At 66.0% G+C, this 4,077-nt stretch carries 2 protein-coding genes; one reads left to right on the top strand and one right to left on the bottom strand.

Going from position 1 to position 4,077, the window contains the following annotated elements; translation table 11 throughout:
* Positions 1–284: 284 nt before the first annotated feature.
* The gene (locus QZY44_RS27880; protein WP_295455781.1) at positions 285–1,214 is read right to left on the bottom strand and encodes a histone deacetylase family protein; all 930 of its coding nucleotides are present in this window, start codon (positions 1,212–1,214) and stop codon (positions 285–287) included.
* A 149-nt stretch (positions 1,215–1,363) separates the two neighbouring features.
* On the opposite strand from QZY44_RS27880, the gene QZY44_RS27875 reads away from it, so the two are divergent.
* Positions 1,364–4,042 (top strand): bifunctional acetate--CoA ligase family protein/GNAT family N-acetyltransferase, encoded by a 2,679-nt coding sequence (locus QZY44_RS27875; protein ID WP_295455779.1) that lies wholly within the window; start codon positions 1,364–1,366, stop codon positions 4,040–4,042.
* Positions 4,043–4,077 lie beyond the last annotated feature (35 nt).

The raw sequence follows: 4,077 nt of genomic DNA, 5'->3' as shown, positions 1-4,077 counted from the left end.
GCGACACAGAAAGCCTCCGAAACAACAGGGCACAACCGGTCCCTCCAGTGTAGGCGAACGTCGCCGCGTTGTCGGCTCGGCATCCGCCTCGCCCGGCTGCGGAATTCGCCACCAGTGTCCGTTCCTCAGCCCAACCTACGCCGCTGCCAGCCGGGCTGAACCACGGGCCAGCGCCGACGGACGGCCTCGCGGCGGGCCTGGTCGCATCAGCATTGCATCCGCGACCGTTCCCGCCTATCCTGATGTTGCGGTGCAGCAACGGCCGTCCGGCCGACTGCGAGCGCTCACGCGTGCCCGATCAGCTCGTCCACATGGGTACTGACACACCGGCCCAAGGCCGACAGGGTATAGCCTCCCTCCAGACAGGAGACGATCCGTTCGTGTGCGTGCTTGGTGGCCAGGTGGTGCAACTCCCGGGTGATCCAGGCATAGTCCGGTTCGCGCAGGTTGAAGTGCGCCATGTCGTCCTCGGCGTGTCCGTCGAACCCGGCGGAGATGAAGATCATCTCGGGGGCGAAGGCATCCAGGCGCGGCAGCCAAGCGCGCTCCACGGCGGCGCGGAACTCGGTCCCGCCGGTCAGGCGCGGCAGGGGCAGGTTGATGATGTTGGGCTCCACCGTGTCGGCGCCGGTGCCGGGGTAGAACGGGTGCTGGAAGCTGGAGCAGAAGAGCACGCGCGGCTCGCCGGTGAAGATTTCCTCGGTGCCGTTGCCGTGGTGGACGTCGAAGTCGATGATCGCGACCCGTTTGAGCCCATGGTGCTCGAGTGCGTGGGCGGCGCCGATGGCCACGTTGTTGAAGAAGCAGAAACCGGCCGCGCTGTCGCGTCCCGAGTGGTGACCCGGCGGGCGCACGCAGCAGAAGGCGGCGTGGTGCTTCTCGCCCATGACCAGATCGACCCCCAGGATGGCCGCCCCGGCGGAGCGCAGCGCGGCGGGCAGGGTACCCTTGTTCATGGCGGTGTCGCCGTCCAGCCAGGCCAGTTCGTCACCGGATGGTGCGGCCGCGAAGATACGCTGGATGTAGTCCCGATCATGAACCCGCGCCAGTTGCTCCCGGGTGGCCTCTGGGGCGTCATAATGGGTGACCAGCATTTCCATGCCGGAGGCGATCATGCGGTCGGAGATCGCATGCAGCCGTTCTGGGCCTTCCGGGTGGAAGGCGCCCATTTGGTGCTCCCGGCAACACTCGTGGGAGATAAAGGCGAGGTTCATGGTCGGTCCTCAAGGCGCGGGCACGCTGACGTTGAGCCACGGCGTCCCGCGCGGTACTTGTTGATGATGGTCTCCTGTGCCGCCCGGCGTGAGCCGCGCCGGCACGGCCGCAGCTTAAACCGAATCGTGCCCGGGAGGGCAGTCCCCCCATGCATTTGTCCGATGTAGATCAGTTGTTCACCCCCAGTGCCGTGGCCGTCTTCGGGGCCAGCGACAACGCGGATTCAGTCGGCGGTCAGGTCTATCGCAACATCCTGGCCGGGACGTTCAAGGGTCAAACCTACGCCGTCAATCCCAAGTACACGGAGGTGGCGGGGCATCCGTGCTATAAGGATTTGAGCGCGCTTGATAAACATGTCGATCTGGCGCTGATCGCCGCCCCGGCCAATCAGGTGGTGGGCATTCTGGATCAGTGTGGGGGCTATGGGGTGCAGGTGGCGGTAGTCTACTCGGCCGGGTTCGGCGAGCGGGGTGATGTGGGTGCGGCCATGCAGGACCGGCTGGTGGAGGCGGCGCGGCGCAACCGCATCCGCCTGCTCGGGCCCAACTGTCACGGCGTGATCCGCCCTCAGCATGGGCTGAATGCCAGCGCCGGTCACGACATGCCGCGGCGCGGCAATGTCGCCCTGGTGGCCCAGTCGGGGGCGATCTGTAGCGCGATGATCGACTGGTCGGAGCGGCGCCAGCTCGGGCTCTCCGCCGTGGTCTCCATGGGCGCGGCGGCGGATGTGGACTTCGGCGACATCCTCGACTTCCTGGCACTCGACAGCCACACGCAGTGCATCCTGCTCTATGTGGAGGGCATCCGTAACGCCCGTCGCTTCATGAGTGGTCTGCGGGCGGTGGCGCGGCTCAAGCCGGTGGTGGTCGTGAAGGCCGGCCGGCATGCGGCCGGTACCCGCGCCATCCGCTCGCATACCGGCGCCTTCGTCGGCTCAGAGGAGGTCTTCCGGGCGGTCACCGAGCGCGCCGGAGTGGTCCAGGTGGCGCATCTGGAGGAGTTGTTCGACGCCGCCCAGGTGTTCGGGACCGGGCGGCGGCTCAACGGTGAGCGCATCGTCATCATCACCAATGGGGGTGGGCCCGGGGTGCTCGCGGCGGATCGCGCCCAGGACCTGGGGCTCAGCCTGCCGCTACTCTCGGAGGCCACCCGCCAAGTCCTGGCACAGGCCCTGCCGAGTTACTGGTCCAATGGCAACCCGGTGGACATCATCGGCGATGCCTCCCCAGAGCGTTATCGGGTCGCCCTGGATGCCTGTCTCGCCGATCCGGAGATCGACGGGATACTGGTGATCTTCGCCCCCCTGGGCTTTGGCGAGCCGACGCTCACCGCGGAGCAGGTGATCGAGGCGATGAAAAAGAACAAGAAACCGGTGATCGTCTCCTGGATGGGCGGCAACCGCGTGGCCGAGGCCCAGGCACTGTTCGCCGAATACCATGTTCCTCACTTCGAGAGTCCGGAGACGGCGATTAAGGCATTCTCATTTCTCGCCAGGCACTTGCGTAATCAGCGCCTGCTGATGCAGTCCCCGGGACCCCTGTCGCACCAGGAGCCTCCGGACGTGGAGGGCGCGCGCCTGATCATTGAAGGGGTGATGTCCGAGGGGCGCAAGCTCTTGGGCATCATCGAGGCCAAGGCGATCCTCGCCGCCTTCCGCATCCCCACCATGCACGCGGTGCGGGCCAACAGCCCGAACGAGGCGCTGATGGCGGCGGAGGCCTTGGGCTTTCCGGTGGTGGTCAAGATCAACTCCCCGGACCTGGAGAACAAGTCGGACGTGGACGGGGTGGTGCTCAATGTCGCCGACGCCCAGTCGGTGCGGCGCACCTATACCGAGATCGTGGAGCGTGCCAAGCGCCTGCGCCCGGATATCCGGGTCGATGGGGTGACCGTGGAGCGCATGGTTTCCAAACACGCGGCCCGCGAGCTGGCGGTCGGTGTGAAGCGCGATTCGATCTTCGGCCCGGTCATCAGCTTCGGGGCCGGCGGCACCGAGGTCGATTTGCAGGAGGACCGTGCCCTGGGGCTGCCGCCGCTCAATTCATTCATCACCCACACGATGATCGAGCACACCCGGGTGGCGCGGATGATGGAGGCCCGCCAGCAGATCCCGTCCATGAACAAGGTGGCCCTGGCGGAGATTCTGCAGCGCGTCTCCGAGATGGTCTGCGAGCTGCCCGAGATCCTCTCAATGGAGATCAATCCATTGATCGGCAACGACAAGGAGGTGCTCGCGGTGGATGCCAGGATCTGCGTCAATTACCGTCCGCCGCAGCAGACCACCTATGGCCACATGGCCATCCACCCCTATCCGGTCAGCCTCATGGAGCGCGTCCAGCTCCCGGACGGCAAGGATCTGGTGATCCGCCCGATCCGCCCGGAGGATGCCGACATGACCCAGGAGTTCGTTCGCGGGCTCTCCGAACAGACCAAATATTTCCGCTTCATGCAGGCCATCAAGGAGCTGACCCCGGAGATGTTGGTGCGCTTCACGCACATCGACTACGACCGGGAGATGGCCCTGATCGGTGTGATCGACCGCGATGGACAAGATGAGGCAGTCGGGATCTCACGCTACAACTCCCGTCCCGGGGGGGAGGCGTGCGAGTTTGCCGTCGTGGTCTCCGATACCTGGCGTAACCTGGGAATCGGTGCCCGGCTCATGCGTTCGCTGATGGCCAACGCGCGCCGGCGAGGCTTCCGCGTCATGGAGGGGGAGGTCCTCACCGCCAATACCCGTATGTTGGCCCTGATGAAGTCCCTGGGCTTTCGCATCGACGCCGACCTGGAAGACCCGGCCGTCAAGTTGGTCACCAAGGTGCTGTGACCGCGTAGGGGCGGGTTTGAAACCCGCCCGGCCGG

The organism is uncultured Thiodictyon sp., assembly GCA_903837595.1.
In the GTDB taxonomy this organism is placed as follows: domain Bacteria; phylum Pseudomonadota; class Gammaproteobacteria; order Chromatiales; family Chromatiaceae; genus Thiodictyon.
Note: the sequence above shows the minus strand (reverse complement) of the source record. Positions and strands in the feature narration are given on the sequence as shown.